This is a genomic window from Marinibaculum pumilum, from assembly GCF_042646425.1.
Classification (GTDB): domain Bacteria; phylum Pseudomonadota; class Alphaproteobacteria; order Ferrovibrionales; family Ferrovibrionaceae; genus Marinibaculum; species Marinibaculum pumilum.
In genome coordinates this window covers 403,886-418,744 of sequence record NZ_JBHRTR010000034.1, presented here as the reverse complement: position 1 = coordinate 418,744, position 14,859 = coordinate 403,886, and the positions used below count along the sequence as shown (strand labels likewise).

Genomic DNA, 14,859 nt, shown 5'->3' with positions numbered 1-14,859 from the left:
GCCGGGGGCGGCCGAACCGGTGGGCCCGTCCCCGGCCGCCCCCGGCACGACGGAAGCCAGCAGAAGCAGGAGGGCCATGCCGGCGGCGCCCATCGCAACCGCCGCGCTGCCGGCCGCCCCGGCCGATGCGACTGGCCCGGGCATGGCGATCAGGCCATCTTCAGGCCGATAATGCCGGCGACGATCAGTCCGACAGAGACGAAGCGGATCGCGTTCGCCGGCTCACCCAGCAACCAGACTCCCAGGAAGAAGGTGCCGACGGCCCCGATGCCGGTCCAGACCGCGTAGGCGGTACCGACCGGAATCACCCGCTGCGCCATGAACAGGAAGGCGCCGCTGACCATGATGGAGACCACGGCCAGCGCCAGCGGCCAGAACTTCAGCCCCTGGTCGGTCCAGCCGAACTTCAGCCCCATCGGCCAGCCCCATTCGGCAATGCCCGCCAGCAGCAGATAGATCCAGGCCATGTCGTCCCTCGCGCATCCGGTTTCCCCTGCATTCCGGTTACCCGATGCGGCCAGGTGTGTCACGGTCACGCTGGCAGCCGGCGTGCCGCATGACATCAGCTCATGCCTCGGGTTCGTTATTGTCCTTTGTGGCAAGCCGCCCGGCACCGTAAGCAGGAGCGACCTCTTCACTCTCCACCGCCAGCGGCGAGGACGACCATGACCACATCCGGCCGCATGCCCGGCGCCGCCGCCATCCTGATCGGCGCGGCGGTGATGATGACCCTGACCATGGGCCTGCGGCAGAGCCTGGGGATCTTCATGCACCCCGCCGTGGAGGAGATCGCGATCACGGTCGCGGAGTTCACCTTCGCGGTCGCCGTGCAGAACCTGCTCTGGGGCCTGTTCCAACCCTTCGCCGGTGCCGCCGCGGTGCGCTGGGGCTATCGCCCGGTGATGCTGTTCGGCGCGGTCGTCTATGCCGGCGGCATGCTGCTGCTGTCGCAGGCGCAGGGCATGCTGGCCGTCCTGCTCGGCGCGGGCTTCTGCATCGGCACCGGCATGGCCTGCGCCTCGGTGGCGATGGCGATGGCGGTCACCGCTCGGACCGTTTCGGCCGCGCGGCGTTCCACCATGCTGGGGGTGATGTCGGCCGCCGGCTCGATCGGCACCCTGATCGCGGCGCCGATCGGCCAGTTCCTGCAGGATGCGGACGGCTGGCGCCTCGGCGTGCTGGGCTTTGCGCTGATGGCCGCCCTGATCGTGCCGGCCGCCTGGCTCGCCGGCCGCACCGACCGCAGGGCAGAGCCCGGGGCTGCCCAGGCCGGCCCGGTCGGCAACAATGCGGATGGACTGGGGGCCTGGGCGGCCACCCGGCTGGCCTGCGGCAACGGCCCCTTCCTGGTGATGACCGGCGCCTATTTCGTCTGCGGCATGCAGCTCGTCTTCCTGACCACCCACCTGCCCGCCTATCTGGAGATCTGCGGCATGGACCCGATGCTGGGCGCCACCGCGCTCGGCACCATCGGCGGCTTCAACGTGCTGGGCAGCCTGTTCTTCGGCTGGGCCGGCGGGCGCTGGAACAAGCGCCTGCTGCTGGGCGGCATCTACGTCCTGCGCTCGATCGTGCTGGCCTGGTACTTCATGGCCCTGCCGACGCCGGAGACGACGATCCTGTTCGCCGCGATGATGGGCTTCCTCTGGCTCGGCGTCTCGCCGCTGGTGGCGGGCCTTGTAGTGGAGATGTTCGGCCTGCGCTGGCAGGCGATGATCCAGGGCCTGGCCTTCATGAGCCACCAGGTCGGCAGCTTCGTCGGCGCCTTCGGCGGCGGCTGGCTGTTCGACCGGCTGGGCTCCTACGAGCTGGCGGTGCAGATCGGCGTCGGCATCGGCCTGACCGCCGGCCTGGTGCAGATGCTCACCGCCTTCGGCGGCCCGACCCGCCTGCCCCGACCGGCCTGAGCGCCGGCGGCCCGGTCGGTCTCGCGGCCCCTTTTCCTCGACACCGGCGCCGCTTTCTGCTGGAACATCCGGCAGCGACGGAACGGCGCCTTTCGAGCTGCCGTCCGCCGGGGGATGTCGCACCGCTTCGAGGAAATGCCCGTGACCGATACCAAGACCGTACTGATCGACCGCCATCCGGGCCGCTCGGCCCAGACCATCGGGATGGCCCGCGTGCTGGGCACCGATCCGGACCTGATCCACGAGCCGTCGGTCGGCGTGGTCGGGACCAAGGGCGACAGCCAGTGCTATCTCGGCGTGCAGGAGAAAGTGGAAGCGATCCACGCCTGCCTGAAGGGCCGGATCGGCAAGGGCGAGGGCCAGCTGAAGCTGCGTCTGGTGCAGCCGGAATTCACCATCGCGACCTCCGACGGCATCCGCAACGGCACGCGGGAGATGCGCTATTCCCTGATCGGGCGCGAGGTCACCAACGATGCGCTGTGCGAGCATCTGGAGGCGACGGGCCTGGCCGGCACCATCGCCGTCGTCGCCTGCGACAAGCCGCCGGTCGGCACCCTGGCTGCCCTGCTGGAGCATAACCTGCCGTCGATCATCATGTCCGACGGCCCGATCCATCCCGGCCAGGACCCGAAGACGGGGGAGGCGCTGGACATCGTGAGCGCCTATCAGGTCGCCGGCAATCCGGACCCGGAGTTCCGCCACCACATCGCCTGCCATGCCTGCCCCGGCATCGGCAGCTGCGGCGGCATGTTCACCTACAACACCATGCAGACCTTCATCGGCGTGGTCGGCATGCAGCCGCTGCACATGGTGGCACCAGCCTCCGACGACCGGCGCCGGGTGGAGCAGTTCCCCGGCGAGCTGGTCGACCTGCTGGCCAACCTGATCGACAAGGACCTGAAGCCGCGCGACATCGTGGTGCGGGATTCGCTGCGCAATGCGGTGATCGTCGCGATGGCGGTGGGCGGATCGACCAACGTCACCCTGCACGCGCCGGAGATCGCCCGCGCCGCCGGCTATGCCGATTTCTGGCGCGAGGTGATGACGCCGGAGGAGTTCAACCACCTGTCGCAGCACGTCGTGCCGGTGCTCACCGACGCGCGCCCCTACGGCAAGTATTCGATGGTCGATATCGACCGGGTCGGCGGCGTGCAGATGATCGTGCGCGAGCTGCTGGATGCCGGGCTGCTGAACGGCGAAGTGATGACCTGCACCGGCGAGACCCTGGCCGGCCAGGTCGCCCGGCTGGAGGCGAAGCCGGTCGACGGCACCATCGTCTATCCCGTCGCCAGGCCCTACAAGCCGACCGGCGGCCTGCGGGTGCTGGGCGGCAACCTGTCGCCCGACTTCTCCGCGATCCTGAAGCTGGCCGGGGTCGAGGGCGGCCTGGACGGCAATGTCTTCCGCGGTCAGGCGCGCGTGTTTGAGGGCGAGCGGCACCTGCTGGAGGCGCTCGACAAGACACCGGACAGCTTCCAGGACAAGGACATGATCATTGTCCGCTACGAGGGGCCGAGCGGCGCCCCCGGCATGCCGGAGATGCTGGACCCCACCTCCCGCATCACCGCCCTGTGCCGGGAGCGCGGCATCGTCGTGGCACTGATGACCGACGCCCGCTTCTCCGGCGGCTCGGTCGGCCTGGTGATCGGCCATGTCGGGCCGGAGGCGGCCTTGGGCGGGCCGATCGCCTTCATCGAGGATGGCGACGAGATCGTCGTCGACCTGAACACCAACGCGCTGAACTGCCCGGCGCTCGACGATGCCGCCACCCTGTCGGCCCGCAAGAGCGCGTGGGAGAAGGTGGTCGCGGACAATGGCGGCGTGCACCCGAATTGCGGCGCCGCCGACACTCGCCTGCTGCACCGCGCCCGCCACACCGCGGTGCCGGCGATCCGCGGCGGCGGCCTGCATCCCAACCGCGAGGTCTGGGTGCGAAGCCCCCGCGAGGCCGCGCGCTCCGGCTTCGTGCCGGCGAACCGCCACCGGCCGGAGACGAAGAAGGCGTTCTGACGGCGCCGCTGCCCGTCTCAGGACTGCAGGGGCCGTCCCGGCAGGCCATCCTGCGGAAGGCCCAGGTGCCGCAGCACGGTCGGCGCGATGTCGAGCAGCGACGTCGCCGCCGACCGGGTCTCCCCGGCCCCGAAGCCGGGGCCGGAAGCGATCAGGAAGGGCTGGGTCTCGTAGCGGCCCAGCCCGCCATGCTGGCCCTTGCCCGGCACCTCTTCGTCCGTCTCGAACCGTACCGCAACGTCAGAGCGGCCGGGGATGCCATGCGCGTTCGGCATGTCATCGCCGGCCATCGCCACGGCAAGGCGCAGGCCGCCAGCGGGCGCCATGCCGACCTCCGCGAGATCGTCATCGGCGAAAACCGCGCGGCACCAGTCCTGTGCCCGCAGCCAGTGCGCGACGGCGGCCAGCCGCTCCTCCGGGACGCTCCGGTCCGCATAGATCAGGGCGCTGCCGCCCTGCGGCGCGACCTGCAGATCGCCGCCATCGCGTTCCGGCTTGAACCCCGCCTGCCACAGGAGGCGCTCGACCGGGATCACGCGGCGGACCGTTTCATGGCCGTGGTCTGAGCCAAGCAGGAACAGCACCGCCTCGCCCGTCGCGCGCAGTTCGGCTACCGCCTGCGCCACCATCGCCACGCACTCGTCAGCCGCCGCCACCGCCGCCCGGTGCGCCGGCGAGCCCAGCGCGCTGCCATGCATCACCTTGTCGGGATTGGCGAGCCAGAGGCTGACCAGCGGCGCCGACGGGTCGTCGCGCAACAGGGCGCAGAAGCGTTCGGTCGCGGCCCGGTCGCCGGCCGCATCGGGGCTGGCCGGCAGCACTTCCGCCAGCGGTGCAAGGCCGGGACCGTAGCAGCCGGCCCGGTGGTGGACCGAGCCATGGCCATCGGGATCGAAGAAATAGGCCGCACCCGGCGAGACGTTGGAGACATGGATGCTCCGCCCCAGCGACGCAGCCCGTTGTGCCAGCACCGGCACGGCCAGGGTCCGCCCCAGTGCGGCGCGCATTGCGCCGACGAAGTCCGGCGGGCCGGCATCGCGGATCTCGATGCCCCGCGCGCCCGGCAGGCCCATGCTGTTGCCATGAAGGCCATGCACCGCCGGCGGCTGACCGGTCGCGATGCTGGCGGCGGAAACCCGGGTAACGGAGGGAAAGACCGACCGATGCGCCAGGAAGCGGGTGCCGGCCACCGCCTGGGCGGCGATCGCCGGGCAGAGCTCAGGTCGCACCAGATCGTCGCGATGGCCGTCGCAGACCACCAGAACGCAGCGTCGCCGTGCCGTCACCGGCCCCTCCTTCAGCGGCGGGGCGTTGCCGCCGCGCCATAGTTCCCCACCGCCGACGGATGATCGCGGCGGATGGTTGCAGGCAGATGACACGCGGCGACGGACCGGCCGCCGCTCCGGTCACGTCCGGACGAAGGCCTCGGCCCGGCTGCGCGCCACGGCCAGGAAGTTCTCCACCACGACCGGAAGTGTGCCGGCGGGATAGAGGCAGGCCAGGGGGCTGGTCGGCACCGGCGCGGCGAAGGGGACGAAGACCGTCGCCGGGCTGTGGAACATCCGCATGCTGGCGGGCATCACCGCGCTGCCCCGCCCGGCCGAGACCATGGCCAGGCAGCCGGCCGCATCGTCCATCTCGGTGACCGCGGCGGGCACCGCGCCAGCAGCGGCAATCATGGCGAGGACGCTGTCGGCGAAGCTGGGCCGCGGCAGTCGCGGAAAGACCACCATCGGTTCGCCGTCCAGGTCCGCCAGTGAGACGAGGTTCCGCCCTGCAAGCGCACGGCCCGTCGGGGTCGCAAGCACAAGGTTCTCGTCGACCAGCGCCTCAGAGGTCAGTCCCGACCGCACCGGGTATTGCCGGGCGAAGCCGACGTCGATCCGGCCCTCCAGCATCGCCCCGACCTGCTGGTCCTTCGGCAGGTTGAAGAGCCGCGGTTCGACCAGCGGATAGAGTTCCTGGTACGCGGCAAGAAGCCAGGGAATGAAGCTGTAGATCAGCGATCCGAAATAGCCGATGTTGATCTGACCTTTCAGACCACGCTCGGCGAGGCGGACCCGCTCCACCGCCTTTTCCATGTCGGCCAGCACGCCACGAACGTCGGACAGGAACTGCGCGCCGGCACGGCTGAGCGCGACGTTGCGGCGGTCGCGCTGAAACAGCACGACACCGAGGCGCAGTTCCAGTTCCTGGATCGCGCGCGACAGCGGCGGCTGCGACATGTTCAGCCGTTCCGCGGCGACCCGGAAGTTCAGGGTCTCCGCCACCATGACGAAATAGCGAAGCAGACGGAGATCGACACCCGGCGGCAGGGCCGCCAGGGTTCGGGACAGGTCAGCGCCGTGCGAAACGTCGGATTGCGGTATCGTCGATCTCCACCCCATATCCCGGGCCCGCCGGCAGGCAGGCCAGGCCGCGGTCGTAGCGGACGGGTTCGGTTACGATATCGGCGCGCAGCAGGCGCGGCCCCATCCATTCGCAGCCCAGTTCCAGTGTTCCGATTGCCGCCCCCAAGTGCAAGCAGGCGGCGGTGCCGAGCGAGGTTTCCAGGAAGCAGCCGCCGAACAGCGAATAGCCCAGATCCTGCGCCAGCCGCGCGAGACGCAGGGTCGCCAGCAGCCCACCGGATTTCAGGGGTTTCAGGGCGAGGGCGCTGAAGGCATCGGTCCCCTCGATGGCCAGCAGGCTGCGGGTGTCGGACAGGCTTTCGTCCGCCATCAGGGTGATCGGGAACCGCCGCCCCAACCGCGCATGCCCGGCCAGTTCATGCCGTGGCAGCGGCTGTTCGCAGAGCCGGTAGCCCGCATCCGCCAGCGCGGCGAAGCTGCGCTGGGCCTGAAGCTCGCTCCAGGCGCCATTCAGGTCGATGCGCAGCTCCGCCCGGCCCGCGACCGCCCTGGCGATCGCCAGGGCGCGAGGCAGGTCATCGGCCTCTGCCCGCCCGCCCATCTTGACCTTGAAACGGGTGATCCCCTCGGCAAGGCGTGCCTCAGCCTCGTCGAGGTCGGCGGCGGCCTCCGTCGCGCCCAGCGGCCAGGACAACGCGAAGGCGTCCGCCTGGGCGCCGCCCAGAAGGACATGGACCGGCAGGTCCAGCAGGCGGGCCCAGAGATCCAGCAACGCCATCTCGATCCCCGCCTTGGCGAAGGCATTGCCATGCGCCTTGCGGTCCATGGCCGCCATCATCGTCGCCAGGCCCGCCACCGCGCGGCCGCAGAGCAGCGGCGCCAGATAGCCGTCGATCGTCGCCTTGACGGATTCGATGCTGTCGCCGCTCCACCACGGGCCGCCGGCAGTGGCCACCTCACCATGGCCGACAGCCCCGCCGTCGCTGGTGATCCGGACCAGGAGGTAGCTCTGCGTGCTGACCGTGGCGCCGGAATGGACGTGGCTGCGGGTGGCCGGAATGTCGAGGATCCAGGTCTCCACGGACCGGATCCTGTCGGCCAGTGCGCGCGCGACGGGGGCCTGCCGGGCGGCGGGTCCGGTTGCACTCATGTCCGTGCCGAACCGATGCGCGGCATCGGAAAGGCCGGGCGCGAGACCGCGAAATCCAGATAGCCCATCCGCGCCAGCGGCAGGATCCGGTCATAGTCGAGCAGACCGTCCGTCAGCGCGTCGTCGGCGATATGGACGCCCACCACCGACCCGAAGATGACCGCGTTCGACGGACCGCCCGGCAGCGACACCTGCAGGACGGTGCGGCATTCGAACTGGACGGGACTCCCCGCGACGCGCGGCGGACGGACCAGCCGCGACGGCAGCTTCGTCAGCCCGGCATGACCGAACTCGTCCACCCCGCGGTCCAGGAAGGCGGAGCTTTCGTTGCACGGATCGCGCATCGCGTGGGTCGCCATGTTGTAGACGAACTCGCCCGTCTCCACGGCGTTGCGCGCACTGTCCTTCGGGCCGCCGTCCAGATGCGGGCCGTTGGCGCAAAACATCACCGCCGGCGGGTCGTAGCGGACGAGGTTGAAGAGGCTGAACGGCGCGAGGTTGGCATTGCCGTTCCGGTCGATCGTCGAGATCCAGCCGATCGGCCGCGGCACGACGCAGGCGATCAGCGGGTCGTGCGGCAGGCCGTGCGGTTCTCCCGGAATGTAGAACATCCGCCGAGCCTTCAGCGCGGGTCCAGAACGAAATCCTTCTGCAGGACGCGCACGCCCTGCTCGTTGCCCAGTGCGTGGATCAGCGGCGGACGCACCCCTTCGACGCAGTCGCTGTCGACATAGTCGCCGCCGTCGAAATAGGCCTGGGTGATATGCTCCAGGAAGCCCTTCGCGCGGACGCGGAAATGCACATGTGCGGGCCGCCAGGGATGGCGCCCCATCATCTCCAGCAGGCGGCCGGTCGGCCCGTCGTGAGGAATGGTGTAAGGCGCAGGAACCGAGGTCCGCACCGCATAGGTTCCGTCGGCGCCGATCTTCAGCCGGCCGCGATAGTAGGCCAGATCCTCCATATAATCGCAGAAGCCGCTGTAGAAGCCGTCCGGGTCGGAATGCCAGATGTACAGTTCCGCCCCCTCCACCGGGCGGCCCTGCAGGTCGGTAACCTTGCCGCGGATGATCATCGGCTCGCCCTGCCCTTCGAGCACTTTCAGCGAGTCCCTGACCAGCGGCACCTCCTCCTTGAAGTACGGGCCCTCGAGCGCGGTGGTGGAACCCTGGCGGGACTTCATCTCGATGTCATGGACCGTCGCGTTGAACCACAGGTCGCAGCTCAACGGGATCTCGAACGGCGCGGCATCGGCGTATCCCATCAGGAAGCCGACGGCGCTGCGGTATTCCTCGTAGGTCACGTCGTGCCTTGCCATCACCTCCCGTACTGCCTTCACGATGTCGTAGACGACCTCGTCCACCCGATTCTTGCTCATCCTGCGGTCCTCCCCGGCCTTGGTTGAGCTTCTTATGTCGCGAACGCGCTCATGCTGGAATTGTCATCTGAAGCGCCCATTAATACTTACAAGGTATCAATGCGCGTCTCACCTGCTGTTTGACAGGCCGGTGACGCCGACCCTATGCACAATGACCAGGATGTTTCACTTCCGGTGTCCGGCGGGCGGTGCAATGGAGATACGGCGGCTCAGATACTTTCTGGCGGTGGCCGAGGAACTGCATTTCGGCCGTGCAGCGGCCCGGCTCGACATTGCCCAGCCACCGCTCTCCCGCCAGGTCGCACAGCTGGAGACGGAGATCGGCGTGGAGCTGTTCGACCGCAGCCGCAGCCAGATCCGCCTGACCCAGGCCGGGTCGGTGCTGCGCGACCATACGCGCCGGCTGCTGGAGCAGCTCGACGAGGCGGTGGCGCAGACCCGGGCGATCGGCAGCGGCCATGCCGGGCGTCTGCGCATCGGCTTTACCGACTGCGCCGCCTTCGGCCCGCTGCCGGCCCTGACCCAGGCCTATCGCAGCCGCTTTCCGGATGTCGACCTGGCCCTCGCCCATTACGGTGCGGGCGCCCTGTCGCGGGCGCTGATCCAGGGTGAGATCGACCTGGCGGTCAGCCGCCAGAGCCTCAGCGACGAGGCGTTCCGCACCGAACGGCTGTGCAAGGAGCCGCTGGTGGCGGCCGTCCCGCGCCATTTCATCGGCCAGGAGCGCCATCTGGCCTCGCTGGCCCTGCTGTCGGACTGGCCACTGGTCACCTACCTGCCGCCTGCCGCGGGACCGGCGCCCGACCCGATCCTGGCGTTGTGCCGGTCGGAAGGCTATCAGCCGGCGCAATGCATGCCCGCGCCGGACCTTCGTGCAGCCCTCGGGCTGGTCGCTCTGGGCGCGGGGGTGACCCTGGTCCCGTCATCCGCCGCGGATATCTGCCCGCCGGAGGTGACACTCTGCGCCTATTCCGGCCGCAATCCGGAGGTCGCCCTGTCGGTCGGCGTCCGGCTGGACAATCGCGGGCCGCAGGTGCGGCAGTTCCTCGACCTGTGCCGGCAGGAAAGCCGCAGCCCGGAAATGCTGCTCCCGGCCTGAGGGCATGCTGCCAGAGGACGTGCTGCCAGAGGACGTGCTGCCAGAGGGCATGCCGCCCGGGCGGCCGCGTCAGGCGGGCAGGTCGGCGAGGCCCAGCCGCCCGGAGATCCGTCCCGCCGCCTCGCGCGTGATGGCGCGGAAGGCGCGGGGCTGGTCGGCAAAGCGGCTGCGCGGGATCGACAGGCTCAGCACGGCGACCGGCCGTCCGGTATGGTCCCGGATCCAGGCGGCGCAGCAGCTGATGTTCTTGTCGTAGCCGCCATCATCGGCCACGTCTGCAGCCCCTTTCAGAGCCTGGATCCGCTCCAGGAAGCCGGCCGGATCGACGATGCCGCCGGGCCGCCCGCTGCGCAGCGCGACATAATCGTGCAGCACCCGCTCGTTTTCGGTCGAAAGATGCAGCCAGCCCGGCGCACAGGCATGCAGGGGCACCTGGCCGCTCAGGAAGGTCGAGGCGACCCGCACCGCGCGGGTGCCCTCGCGCTGGCTGACGATCAGCAGGGCATCATGGTCGTGCTGGGTCAGGTGGAGCGTCTCGCCATATTCCTCGCGCAGGGCGTTGAGGACGGGACGGGCCGCCTCCACCAGGGGCGAGGATTCCTCCAGCACCCGGTTCAGCGACGCAACCAGCGGCCCCAGCCGGTACTGCCCCGGCGAAACCTTCGCCAGCAGCCCGATCCGCGCCAGGCCCGCCACCAGGTCATGCGCCCCGGACACGGAATAGCCGAGTTCCCGGGCCAGCTCCGACACCCGCCGTTCCGGACGCTCCGCGGAAAAGCAACGCAGCACGGCGCCGATCTTCCTGATCGTCTGCATCGGACCTCCCTCGCATCGTCAGCTTTCCGATAATACCGGAAACAAGGCAGGTATGATGACATACCTTCCGGATTTGCCGATCCCCCGGCACGCTCCGATGACAGCGAACCCCGGCAGACATGGCGGGGCAATCAGGGAGGGAAGCAAACAGATGAGCATCGCCGAAGGGAATGCGACGGCGCCCTATACCGGGGCGGAGTTTCTGGACAGCCTGCGGGACGGGCGCGAGGTCTACATCCACGGCGAGCGGGTGAAAGACATCACGCAGCACCCAGCGTTCCGCAATTCCGCCCGCATGGTTGCGCGCTGGTACGACCGGCTGCACGAGAAGAAGGACGAGATCGGCGTGCCGACCGACACCGGATCCGGCGGCTGGACGCATCCCTTCTTCAAGGGCTCCCGCACGGCGGAGGACCTGGTGAAGGGACGAGATGCGATCGCGGAGACCCAGCGTGTGTCGCAGGGCTGGATGGGCCGCTCTCCCGATTACAAGGCCGCGTTCCTCGGCACCCTCGGCGCGAACGCGGGCTTCTACGGCGAATTCGCCGACAATGCCCGCACCTGGTACGCCCGCGCGCAGGAACGGCTGGACTACTGGAACCATGCGATCGTCCATCCGCCGGTCGACCGCCATCTGCCGATCGAGCAGACCGGCGACGTCTATATGCAGGTGGAGAAGGAGACCGATGCCGGCCTGATCGTCTCCGGCGCGAAGGTCGTCGCCACCGGCTCGGCGCTGACCCACTACAACTTCATCGCCCATTACGGCCTGCCGGTGAAGGACACGAAGTTCGCGCTGGTCTTCACCGCGCCGATGGACAGCCCCGGCGTGAAGCTGATCTCGCGCGCCAGCTATGAACTGAACGCCGCGGTGATGGGCACGCCGTTCGACCTGCCGCTCTCCTCCCGCCTGGACGAGAACGATTCCATCCTGGTCTTCGACAAGGTCCTGGTGCCCTACGAGAACGTGTTCATTTACGGCGATATCGAGAAGGTGAACATGTTCTTTCCGGCGTCGGGCTTCGTGCCGCGCTTCACCCTGCACGGCACCACCCGGCTGGCGGTGAAGCTGGACTTCATCACCGGCCTGTTCGCCCGGGCGCTGGAGGCGACCGGCACCAGCGCCTTCCGCGGTCCGCAGACCGCCGTGGGCGAGGTCCTGGCCTGGCGCAACATGTTCTGGGGCCTGTCGGATGCGATGGTGAAGAGCCCCGTGCCCTGGCCCGGCACCGACGGCTACAACCTGCCGAACATCGGCTACGGCAATGCCTACCGGGTGCTGGGGCCGGTCGCCTATTCCCGCATCAAGGAGCTGATCCAGCGCCATGTCGCCAGCGGCCTGATCTACCTGCCCTCGTCCGCCCTGGAATTCGAGAACGCGGAGGTGCGCGGCTATCTGGACCGGTTCGTCCGCGGCTCCAACGGCATGGTGGCGCTGGACCGGGTGAAGCTGCTGAAGCTGCTGTGGGACGCGATGGGGTCGGAGTTCGGCGGCCGGCACGAGCTGTACGAAACCAACTATGCCGGCAACTACGAGAACATCCGCGTCGAGACCATGCTGACCTCCCAGGCCACCGGCGAGATGGAGATGATGAAGCAGCTGGTGACCGACTACATGGCCGAGTACGACCTGGACGGCTGGACCGCACCCGACCTGGTGAATCCCTGGGACATCAACCGGCTGCGCCAGGGCTTCCAGGCCTGAGCCGCGGCAGGCGCGGCGCGATGGTGCCGGGCTATCAGGGGGCGCGGGTGCGGATCGCCGTCGAGGGCGATCTGCGCCTGCCCGCCAGCGTGGTCACGATCGGCGGCTTCGACGGCGTTCATCGCGGCCATCAGGCCCTGATCACCGCCGCCATCGGCCGCGCCCGGAGGTTGAAAGTCCCTGCCCTGGTCTGGACCTTCGACCCCCTGCCCAAGGTGGCCTTCGGCAAGGCGCGGCCGCTGGCCCCGCTCGGCGAGCGGCTGGCCCGTATCGCCGCGCTGGGACCGGACTGGATTCTCGTCGCGCCGTTCACCGCGGCCTATGCCGCGCGCAGCGCCGCCACATTCCTGGCCGCGCTGGGCCAGGTCGGCCCGCGGGAGGTCCATGTCGGCGGCGATTTCCGCTTCGGCGCCGGCCAGGCGGGGAATGTCGCGATGCTGGCCCGCGCCTTTCCCACCATCGTCCATGCCCCGGTTCTCTGCGCCGCCGGCCAGGTCGTCTCTTCGAGCCGCATCAGGGCGCTGCGGGAAGCCGGACAGGACGGCGCCGCGGCCGAGCTGCTGAGAAGCGAGGCCGGCGCCTTCCTGGCAGGGCTGATCATGCTCTCCCACGACCTGCAGGGACACCATGCCTGAGCTCGACCCGACATCACTGCGGGCGGCATTCGGCGGCTTCGCCACCGGGGTCACCGTGATCACCACCACGACCGAAGACGGCGATCACGGCATGACCGCCAACGCCTTCATGTCGGTCTCGCTGTCGCCGCCGCTGATCTCCGTGTCATTGTCGCGCGATTGCCGGATGCTGGGCCATGTACGGCAGGCGGGACGCTATGTCGTCAATGTGCTGCGCCATGACATGGAGGCGCTTGCCTGGCATTTCGCCGGCCGCAGCGATCCGTCGCTGCGCGACCCGATCGCGCGAAGCGACGGGCATCCCGTCATCGCCGGCGCGGTCGCCCGGTTCTTCGCAGACCTGGAGACGGAGGTCCCTGCCGGCGACCATGTCATCCTGATCGGCCGGGTGACCGGCCTCAGCCGGGACCCCGCGGCGGAGCCGCTGCTGTTCTGCGGCGGCCGCTTCGGTAGGCTTTCGCCGGTGCCCCGGTCCGGCAACGCCGGCGATCGCAGCACCTGAGCAAGCGCTCGGTAACCTCCTTGGAGGGAAGCACGTCGACATTGTGCTGGCCGCAACCCTTGAAACAGTCCAGTACCGAGAAGCAACCTCGACGCTGCTTCGCTACTTGCAGACCTCTAGGATCCGTCCGCGGTTCTCGAGTTGCAGGGCGATGGTCTGAGTACCGACCCCAAATGCGCCTGCAATAGAAAAGCTGTCATGGCCGTCGGCCTGCATGGAGGAAACTTCTTCCACGGGCGCGAGGAACTCTGCGGCAAAAGCCCTGCCGCTAGCTTGCCGGTAGGCGAAATGGAGTTCGTTCACCGGAGCGACGTCAGGGTCGGGAAAGCAAAGCGCATCGCCTACGCCGCGGGCGAACGTAAACAGATAGGCGGGGTCGCTGCGCGACGTTCTTCCTTTCCTCAAGTGAAGATGAACTCCATCATCGCGATCTTCTCTCAGCAGCTGTATCCCGTCGGTTTCCGGTGCGAGATCGAATCCCGGCCCTGCCCCAAAAAGCTCTGCCAAATCTCGGACCGAGCCAATCCGCCGGCTGGAATTCAGCCCCAAGGCCAGACGCGTCGCCCGCGCGCGCCGATAGCCAAGGGCCCAAGCTTGCTCAGAGGTCTTGGGTGGCGCAGAAACGGCAACCTGCTTTGCAACATCCTGCAAGTCAGCCACGAGAGATCGAAACCCTGGCCGAGCTTTCATACGCCGAACCCACTTTATGAGCCTGGGCCGGTTTACTGAGCGGGCACCGGAAAGGAATTCGGCCAGCGGCTCTCCGGTGAAGATCTCCGATGCACCGTCAATCGTCTCAGCTTCGTCATCGCTGATCTCATAGGGATCCAGTTGGAGGGCTCCTGCCGACTCACAAAACGACTTTTCGTCCTGATCCTCGAGCGACGCCTTGACCCGCTCCCACCGCAACGCCGCACTTGTGGATCCGATATCCAGCGCCCCCAACCGCTCAAGCACCAGTTCCACAAACTCGGAGAGCCGGGCCTCCGCTTCGGCTCGGCCCAGCAATTCGCTCGGACCGCTCCAGAAGCGAATGGCAGGATTGGTATAGGTGCGCTGCCACGCACCGATCTCAAAAGCTGCCCCGTCAAAGGACATTCGGACATCTGGCAGCGCGAAACCTCCGCGATGTCTCATCAACGAAAGAGGACAATCGCGCCCGCCGAAAAGGGACCACCAGCTGTAAATCAGCCCCTCCGCAAGGGGATACAGGGGCAAAGTCAAATGATCTGCAGGTGTTTCGCCATGCAGATGCATGCATACATTCTGCCCTTTGAGCCAAATCCGGAGATCTGCGACCGTCGCGCGC

14 protein-coding genes are annotated in these 14,859 nt (G+C 68.5%); 6 read left to right on the top strand and 8 right to left on the bottom strand.

The window, feature by feature from the left end; all coding sequences use genetic code 11:
- Positions 1 to 149: 149 nt before the first annotated feature.
- On the bottom strand, positions 150 to 467 hold the full coding sequence (locus tag ACFOGJ_RS21775; protein ID WP_379904530.1) for a DMT family transporter: 318 nt from the start codon (positions 465 to 467) through the stop codon (positions 150 to 152).
- Positions 468 to 665: 198 nt separating this feature from the next.
- Here ACFOGJ_RS21775 and ACFOGJ_RS21770 point away from each other — a divergent pair, with 198 nt between their 5' ends.
- Both ACFOGJ_RS21770 and ACFOGJ_RS21765 read left to right on the top strand, forming a co-directional pair.
- Positions 666 to 1,907 (top strand): MFS transporter, encoded by a 1,242-nt coding sequence (locus ACFOGJ_RS21770; protein ID WP_379904528.1) that lies wholly within the window; start codon positions 666 to 668, stop codon positions 1,905 to 1,907.
- Positions 1,908 to 2,048: 141 nt separating this feature from the next.
- Positions 2,049 to 3,917, top strand: coding sequence for a dihydroxy-acid dehydratase domain-containing protein (locus tag ACFOGJ_RS21765; protein ID WP_379904526.1), 1,869 nt, complete (start codon positions 2,049 to 2,051; stop codon positions 3,915 to 3,917).
- Between the two features lie 17 nt (positions 3,918 to 3,934).
- Here ACFOGJ_RS21765 and ACFOGJ_RS21760 read toward each other — a convergent pair whose 3' ends face one another.
- The 5 genes from ACFOGJ_RS21760 to ACFOGJ_RS21740 all read right to left on the bottom strand — a co-directional run bounded on the left by ACFOGJ_RS21760 (position 3,935) and on the right by ACFOGJ_RS21740 (position 8,793).
- Entirely contained in the window at positions 3,935 to 5,203 is a 1,269-nt protein-coding gene (locus tag ACFOGJ_RS21760; protein ID WP_379904524.1) for an alkaline phosphatase family protein, read from the bottom strand.
- A gap of 120 nt (positions 5,204 to 5,323) precedes the next feature.
- Positions 5,324 to 6,304 (bottom strand): LysR substrate-binding domain-containing protein, encoded by a 981-nt coding sequence (locus ACFOGJ_RS21755; protein WP_379904521.1) that lies wholly within the window; start codon positions 6,302 to 6,304, stop codon positions 5,324 to 5,326.
- Positions 6,255 to 7,349 carry a muconate/chloromuconate family cycloisomerase gene (locus ACFOGJ_RS21750; protein WP_379904519.1) on the bottom strand — a complete coding sequence of 365 codons (1,095 nt, stop codon included), beginning with the start codon at positions 7,347 to 7,349 and terminating at the stop codon, positions 6,255 to 6,257. Before ACFOGJ_RS21750 ends, ACFOGJ_RS21755 begins: the two co-directional genes overlap by 50 nt.
- Positions 7,350 to 7,414: 65 nt before the next feature.
- Positions 7,415 to 8,029 (bottom strand): flavin reductase family protein, encoded by a 615-nt coding sequence (locus tag ACFOGJ_RS21745; RefSeq protein WP_379904517.1) that lies wholly within the window; start codon positions 8,027 to 8,029, stop codon positions 7,415 to 7,417.
- Between the two features lie 11 nt (positions 8,030 to 8,040).
- Positions 8,041 to 8,793 carry a dioxygenase family protein gene (locus ACFOGJ_RS21740; protein ID WP_379904515.1) on the bottom strand — a complete coding sequence of 251 codons (753 nt, stop codon included), beginning with the start codon at positions 8,791 to 8,793 and terminating at the stop codon, positions 8,041 to 8,043.
- Positions 8,794 to 8,827: 34 nt separating this feature from the next.
- Here ACFOGJ_RS21740 and ACFOGJ_RS21735 point away from each other — a divergent pair, with 34 nt between their 5' ends.
- Complete coding sequence (locus ACFOGJ_RS21735) at positions 8,828 to 9,892, top strand: LysR family transcriptional regulator (protein WP_379904513.1); 1,065 nt, start codon at positions 8,828 to 8,830, stop codon at positions 9,890 to 9,892.
- A gap of 69 nt (positions 9,893 to 9,961) precedes the next feature.
- On the opposite strand, the gene ACFOGJ_RS21730 is transcribed toward ACFOGJ_RS21735, so the two are convergent.
- Positions 9,962 to 10,708: an IclR family transcriptional regulator gene (locus tag ACFOGJ_RS21730; RefSeq protein WP_379904511.1), complete on the bottom strand. Its 747-nt coding sequence runs from the start codon at positions 10,706 to 10,708 to the stop codon at positions 9,962 to 9,964.
- Between the two features lie 151 nt (positions 10,709 to 10,859).
- Between ACFOGJ_RS21730 and ACFOGJ_RS21725 the strand changes: the two genes are divergently transcribed.
- From ACFOGJ_RS21725 to ACFOGJ_RS21715, 3 genes are read left to right on the top strand one after another with little or no spacing between them, the layout of a single operon-like run.
- The gene (locus ACFOGJ_RS21725) at positions 10,860 to 12,413 is read left to right on the top strand and encodes a 4-hydroxyphenylacetate 3-hydroxylase N-terminal domain-containing protein (protein ID WP_379904509.1); all 1,554 of its coding nucleotides are present in this window, start codon (positions 10,860 to 10,862) and stop codon (positions 12,411 to 12,413) included.
- A gap of 20 nt (positions 12,414 to 12,433) precedes the next feature.
- Positions 12,434 to 13,048, top strand: coding sequence for a hypothetical protein (locus tag ACFOGJ_RS21720; protein WP_379904507.1), 615 nt, complete (start codon positions 12,434 to 12,436; stop codon positions 13,046 to 13,048).
- Entirely contained in the window at positions 13,041 to 13,550 is a 510-nt protein-coding gene (locus ACFOGJ_RS21715) for a flavin reductase family protein (RefSeq protein ID WP_379904505.1), read from the top strand. The genes ACFOGJ_RS21720 and ACFOGJ_RS21715 overlap by 8 nt, the downstream gene beginning before the upstream one ends.
- Before the next feature lie 102 nt (positions 13,551 to 13,652).
- Here ACFOGJ_RS21715 and ACFOGJ_RS21710 read toward each other — a convergent pair whose 3' ends face one another.
- The gene (locus ACFOGJ_RS21710) at positions 13,653 to 14,807 is read right to left on the bottom strand and encodes a hypothetical protein (RefSeq protein WP_379904503.1); all 1,155 of its coding nucleotides are present in this window, start codon (positions 14,805 to 14,807) and stop codon (positions 13,653 to 13,655) included.
- Positions 14,808 to 14,859 lie beyond the last annotated feature (52 nt).

Bases quoted from the DNA above. Each gene is read 5' to 3' on its own strand.
- ACFOGJ_RS21755 (WP_379904521.1), bottom strand. From the start codon at position 6,304: ATGGGGTGGAGATCGACGATACCGCAATCCGACGTTTCGCACGGCGCT.
- ACFOGJ_RS21725 (WP_379904509.1), top strand. From the start codon at position 10,860: ATGAGCATCGCCGAAGGGAATGCGACGGCGCCCTATACCGGGGCGGAG.
- ACFOGJ_RS21710 (WP_379904503.1), bottom strand. From the start codon at position 14,807: ATGCATCTGCATGGCGAAACACCTGCAGATCATTTGACTTTGCCCCTG.
- ACFOGJ_RS21745 (WP_379904517.1), bottom strand. From the start codon at position 8,029: ATGTTCTACATTCCGGGAGAACCGCACGGCCTGCCGCACGACCCGCTG.
- ACFOGJ_RS21720 (WP_379904507.1), top strand. From the start codon at position 12,434: ATGGTGCCGGGCTATCAGGGGGCGCGGGTGCGGATCGCCGTCGAGGGC.
- ACFOGJ_RS21735 (WP_379904513.1), top strand. From the start codon at position 8,828: ATGTCGCGAACGCGCTCATGCTGGAATTGTCATCTGAAGCGCCCATTA.
- ACFOGJ_RS21730 (WP_379904511.1), bottom strand. From the start codon at position 10,708: ATGCAGACGATCAGGAAGATCGGCGCCGTGCTGCGTTGCTTTTCCGCG.
- ACFOGJ_RS21770 (WP_379904528.1), top strand. From the start codon at position 666: ATGACCACATCCGGCCGCATGCCCGGCGCCGCCGCCATCCTGATCGGC.
- ACFOGJ_RS21715 (WP_379904505.1), top strand. From the start codon at position 13,041: ATGCCTGAGCTCGACCCGACATCACTGCGGGCGGCATTCGGCGGCTTC.
- ACFOGJ_RS21775 (WP_379904530.1), bottom strand. From the start codon at position 467: ATGGCCTGGATCTATCTGCTGCTGGCGGGCATTGCCGAATGGGGCTGG.
- ACFOGJ_RS21740 (WP_379904515.1), bottom strand. From the start codon at position 8,793: ATGAGCAAGAATCGGGTGGACGAGGTCGTCTACGACATCGTGAAGGCA.